The following is a 4,789-nucleotide window of genomic DNA, read 5'->3' as shown; positions in this document are numbered from 1 at the left end:
ATTAACAAGGATATCAACTTTACCAAAATGATTCACAGCTTCTTCTACAAGTCTGTTTGCATCTTCTACTTTAGAAACATCCGCTTGAACTGCATAAACATCATGTCCTTCTTTTCCTAATTCATTTACTAAGTTTTCAGCTGCTTCTTTACTGCTGTTATAGTTAATAACTACTTTTGCTCCCTCTTCTGCTAATGCTACTGTAATTGCTTTTCCAATTCCTTTTGCCCCACCTGTTACGATTGCTACTTTGCCATTTAATTGAACCATTTCTTTTCCCCCTTAAATGAATTTGTGAACGATTGTTATGAATCATTTTGGTACTCATACTAATTGAGTCCATATATTAATTATGTTTCGTTGTTTATACATGAAAAGAGATTCTCCCTCTCTCTTTTACACGTTATAAACAAACGTGATTATCATTTTTTATTTTCTGGCTTATTTACAGGCTTTACTTCTTCTTTTACAGGTACTTGTAGTTTAGCTAGTACTGCATTTTGCTTTTCTAGCAATTCTAAAATTTGATCAACTTTCGTTTCCAACGTGCGCATATCTTGTTTTACTTTCGTAACATCACGCTTTAATGTAGGAGCTTGTCCTAATGAATCCACTTTCTCTTCTAGAATTTCCTCGATGTTATCAACTTTATTTTCTAAGTTAATAACAAGCGTAGCTACTCTAGCGATATCCTCTCTCGTCGGCACATTCACCTGTTCTAAATAATTTTTTGTCGTATCATTTAATGCTTTTTGATAAAACAAATTCAAATCTAGAACGCTGCCCATCCAAGCAGAATATTCTTCTGTTTTAATTGTTTCATTGAGCGCTTTTCCCCAAAATGTTTCGGTTTGTTCATAAGCATTTTTCCATGCTTGCAATGGATCGAATTTTTGATCAATCACTTCGACTACACTCCCTTTTTCGTTTTTGAAACAATTCAACCTATTCACTATTTTCTAATATTCTGAATAGAAATTCAAGTATATATTTTATTTTTCTTTATTTTCCAACAAATGTATTGACATTAAAAACAGATAGGTGTAAATTGCACTTATAAGCAAAAAATTCCATCTAACTGATTCATGAGGTGATGCACAATCATGCTACATAAYGAACCAGAACACCCAGAAAGTTTGGAAAAAAACCAAGCGAAACAACCAAACTCCATGCCAAAAAACTTCTTAGTTCCTTTCTTACTTCTCTGTCTAAAAGACTGGAGTCTTCATGGTTACAAACTTATTCAAATGCTAATGGACATCGGCTTTTCTTCTGTTGACCAAGGTAATGTGTATAGGACACTACGCAAATTAGAAAAAGAAAATCTTATTTCTTCTACTTGGGATACAAGCGAAGGCGGGCCAGCGAAACGAATTTATTCTTTAACAGAATATGGAGAGCAATATTTAACAACATGTGCGACTTCTTTTGAACATTATCAAAATATGTTGCGGACGTTTTTCACGTTATACACCAATGCATTCTTTCCATTTTCTACTTCTCCAGAAAAGGATGAAAAGGATTCTTCATCTTCACCTGGTGGTACAGCAGAGTAATCTGCGTTCACAATATGCAAAAAAACATTTGGAGGTCACACAATGGAAACTAAGCCATACGAATTAGTCGATGCATTTTGGAAAAACTGGTCTCAATCTCTTTCCCTCTTCTCTTCAGCTGGGAAACAATTAGAGCAACTTACTTTAGAAACGTTAAAACAACAACAAGACGCTTTGCATAAATTAACATCAGGAGTAAATGAACTAGAAAAAGAACTACACCAATTCACTGCTCAGTTCAATAACCAATATACAGACTATGTGAAGCAATTAACTGGAAACTCCTTAAATGATCAAATTAACGAGTGGCAAGAAAAGTGGAATGAGCTTTCTAATCAAATGCACCAACTTACTGTTTCGCCTACGAAAACATCTTTGTCTATTCTTACTCAAACTAGCGGCCAATTTGAAGAAACAACAAAACACTTTATCGAACAGCAACAGTCGCAGCGTGAAGAGGTTCAAAAACAGTTAGAAGTTTTTTTGGGAGAGTTCAAGTCCAAACAACTAGAACTCGCAAAGCAGTTCGAGGAAAACTCAAAAAATCTATTTACTTCCATCAAATAAGAAAAATGTGGCAACTAACTGCAGCACAAACAAAACTCTTTCTTCCTCCTACTACATCAAGATGGCTTACATTTTTCGATATGGAAAAGAAGGAGGACAAAATGAATCCATTTCAAGAAGCACAAACTGTTCCAGAGCTTCGTTACGATGAGATTCAAGTCGGTGATCAAGCATCACTTACAAAAAAAATTACGGATGAGGACGTTATCAATTTTGCAAAATTGACTGGAGATGTAAATCCTATTCACATTCTAGACTCTTTTGCAAAAACGACAATGTTCAAAGAACGTATTGCCCATGGCATGCTCGTTTCAAGTTTTATTTCTACCATTCTTGGAACGAAACTCCCTGGCAAAAATACGATTTATTTATCACAAAACGTTTCATTCCGTGCTCCTGTCAAAATCGGTGATACACTTCGCGTTGTGGCAGAAGTTATTAAAAAGCGGGACGATAAAAAAATCATCACATTGCAAACAAACATATATAATCAATCTGATGATATTGTCGTAGAAGGTACAGCGACAATACTGAAAAAAGAGTAGCAAATTTGCTACTCTTTTTTCTATCCAAGAACTTCTAATCACACCGTTTACTTCCGTGTATGAGTACGTCGTTTACACATAAAATAACATTACCAGATAGCACTTAGCTAAACTGGATTACTCTTTAAGGATGTGTATCAACATGGTGAAAACAAACAAATTACTAGTTCCGGGTGCAGAGCAAGCACTTGAACAATTCAAATATGAAATCGCACAAGAATTCGGTGTAAGCTTAGGATCTAATACAGCTTCTCGTTCTAACGGATCAGTTGGCGGTGAAGTAACGAAACGTCTTGTTGCTTTAGCTCAACAACAATTACGCGGATAACTATATAACCTATGGCTTAGAGGCAGATATTCTCTGCCTCTTTCTTTTTTAACATACATAATAGTGCTTCTTCACATACTAGTAAGAGCAAATCGAAAGGAACGATATGTGAAATGAAACGGATTAACATTAGCATGAGTCCTCCCCGTGTTCTTACTGTATCTTTTATTATACTATCGATTATCGGTACATGCCTATTGAAATTGCCAATTGCTACAACAACGTCTATTTCATGGCTCGATGCCTTATTTACAACGGTTTCTGCTTGTACGGTTACAGGGCTTGGTGTTGTGGACACTGGTAAAGTATTTACCTTATTTGGCCAATGTGTCATTTTAACACTTATACAAGTTGGCGGGCTTGGCATTATGAGCTTTGCTGTTTTAATCGCAATTATGCTCGGCAGAAAAATCGGCCTTCAAAACCGGATTTTATTACAACAAGCATTAAACCAAACAAATGTCGGCGGAATCATTCGTCTTGCAAAAGCGTTATTTTTATTTTCTTTTACTGTAGAATGTATCGCTACTTTATTTCTCTCCTTTGAATGGGTACCAAAATACGGGGTTGCCAAAGGGATATATTACAGCTTTTTTCATTCTATCTCAGCCTTTAACAATGCTGGGTTTTCTGTGTGGAGCGATAATTTAATGTCGCACTCCCATAGTATTCTCGTCAATCTCGTTATTTCTTCCCTCATTATTTTAGGTGGGATTGGTTTTACGGTTATCGTAGATATAAAAAGAAAGAAAAACTTTAAAAACCTTACTTTGCACTCAAAGCTTATGCTCTCTTCTACTCTTATCGTCAATATTATTGCTACAATTTTTATTTTCATATTCGAGTTTCATAATTCAATTTCCATGAGAGGTTTTACACCATTTGAAGAAGGTATGGCTGCTTATTTCCAAGCGATTTCAACGCGTACTGCCGGTTTTAATACTGTTGATATCTCTGCATTATCAAAACCTTCTCTTTTATTAATGATGCTTCTTATGTTTATTGGTGCTGGTAGTGCTTCTACTGGTGGCGGGATTAAGTTAACAACTTTTTTAATTATGTTTTTAGGCGTATTTAAATTTTTGCAAGAACAAGATGATATTGTCGTATTTAAAAAATCCATTAAAGATACGCTCATTGTCAAATCATTAACGATTACTATTATTTCAATTTCGTTTATTTTTCTTTCCATTTTAATTTTAAGCATCACTGAAAAAGTTCCTTTATTAATGAGTGCTTTTGAAGTATTTTCAGCATTTGGAACTGTCGGCCTTAGTATGAATTTGACGCCACACTTAACAATCATCGGCAAAACAATTATTATCTTTATGATGTTTTTTGGAAAGATGGGGCCTTTAACATTAGCCTTTTCATTTGCACGTAAAAAACAAAGAAAAATAAAATATCCCAACGAAGATATTTTAACAGGTTGACAACCGTATAAATTATCCATATAATGAGAATACAATAGCATATCTCCAAAGGGGAGTAGCGTCCAAGAACTATTTCTTGGAAACAAAGTCGTCATTACGTAGAACTTAGTTCTTCCGGCTTTGTTGGCATTTTCATTACATATGTCTAGCAAGACCTTTGCCTATCAACGGCAGAGGTCTTTTTTGTTTTCAAATTCCTTCCACCGTTGATACGCAGGAGTATGGGGAAACTAAACAGTGGGGAACTTCTTCACTTGTTTAGTCTTTATAGAAATGAGAGGAGAATGTACATGGATGTATCATTATTATTGGAGTATGGTTGGGTATTACTCATCCTAATTGCACTAGAGGGGATTTTAG

The 4,789-nt window shown here is 35.1% G+C and carries 7 protein-coding genes and 1 riboswitch; of the genes, 5 read left to right on the top strand and 2 right to left on the bottom strand.

Features of this window, described 5'->3' with window-relative positions; translation table 11 throughout:
* Both AC1DTM_RS18315 and phaR read right to left on the bottom strand, forming a co-directional pair.
* Positions 1-270, bottom strand: a 270-nt coding sequence (locus AC1DTM_RS18315; protein ID WP_477000612.1) for an SDR family NAD(P)-dependent oxidoreductase, incomplete at its 3' end; no start/stop codon positions are given.
* A 152-nt stretch (positions 271-422) separates the two neighbouring features.
* A complete protein-coding gene (phaR, locus tag AC1DTM_RS18310) occupies positions 423-905 on the bottom strand; it encodes a polyhydroxyalkanoic acid synthase subunit PhaR (RefSeq protein ID WP_000566956.1) in 483 nt (160 codons plus the stop codon).
* Between the two features lie 198 nt (positions 906-1,103).
* Here phaR and phaQ point away from each other — a divergent pair, with 198 nt between their 5' ends.
* The 5 genes from phaQ to AC1DTM_RS18285 all read left to right on the top strand — a co-directional run bounded on the left by phaQ (position 1,104) and on the right by AC1DTM_RS18285 (position 4,429).
* Positions 1,104-1,556 carry a poly-beta-hydroxybutyrate-responsive repressor gene (gene phaQ / locus AC1DTM_RS18305; protein ID WP_000903018.1) on the top strand — a complete coding sequence of 151 codons (453 nt, stop codon included), beginning with the start codon at positions 1,104-1,106 and terminating at the stop codon, positions 1,554-1,556.
* Between the two features lie 42 nt (positions 1,557-1,598).
* Positions 1,599-2,123 carry a polyhydroxyalkanoic acid inclusion protein PhaP gene (gene phaP / locus AC1DTM_RS18300; RefSeq protein WP_002158750.1) on the top strand — a complete coding sequence of 175 codons (525 nt, stop codon included), beginning with the start codon at positions 1,599-1,601 and terminating at the stop codon, positions 2,121-2,123.
* 101 nt (positions 2,124-2,224) lie between these two features.
* Entirely contained in the window at positions 2,225-2,668 is a 444-nt protein-coding gene (locus tag AC1DTM_RS18295; protein WP_001067911.1) for a MaoC family dehydratase, read from the top strand.
* A gap of 142 nt (positions 2,669-2,810) precedes the next feature.
* Positions 2,811-2,996: an alpha/beta-type small acid-soluble spore protein gene (locus tag AC1DTM_RS18290; RefSeq protein ID WP_000241212.1), complete on the top strand. Its 186-nt coding sequence runs from the start codon at positions 2,811-2,813 to the stop codon at positions 2,994-2,996.
* A gap of 113 nt (positions 2,997-3,109) precedes the next feature.
* The gene (locus tag AC1DTM_RS18285) at positions 3,110-4,429 is read left to right on the top strand and encodes a TrkH family potassium uptake protein (RefSeq protein WP_016104242.1); all 1,320 of its coding nucleotides are present in this window, start codon (positions 3,110-3,112) and stop codon (positions 4,427-4,429) included.
* A 38-nt stretch (positions 4,430-4,467) separates the two neighbouring features.
* Positions 4,468-4,640, top strand: a riboswitch (yybP-ykoY riboswitch).
* The last annotated feature ends 149 nt before the right edge of the window (positions 4,641-4,789 follow it).

The organism is Bacillus sp. P4_D3, from assembly GCF_056401855.1.
Note: the sequence above shows the minus strand (reverse complement) of the source record. Positions and strands in the feature narration are given on the sequence as shown.

What these genes read in the sequence shown, in the direction of transcription:
- AC1DTM_RS18295 (WP_001067911.1), top strand. Translation starts at nt 2,225, where the DNA reads ATGAATCCATTTCAAGAAGCACAAACTGTTCCAGAGCTTCGTTACGAT.
- AC1DTM_RS18290 (WP_000241212.1), top strand. Translation starts at nt 2,811, where the DNA reads ATGGTGAAAACAAACAAATTACTAGTTCCGGGTGCAGAGCAAGCACTT.
- phaP (WP_002158750.1), top strand. Translation starts at nt 1,599, where the DNA reads ATGGAAACTAAGCCATACGAATTAGTCGATGCATTTTGGAAAAACTGG.
- AC1DTM_RS18285 (WP_016104242.1), top strand. Translation starts at nt 3,110, where the DNA reads ATGAAACGGATTAACATTAGCATGAGTCCTCCCCGTGTTCTTACTGTA.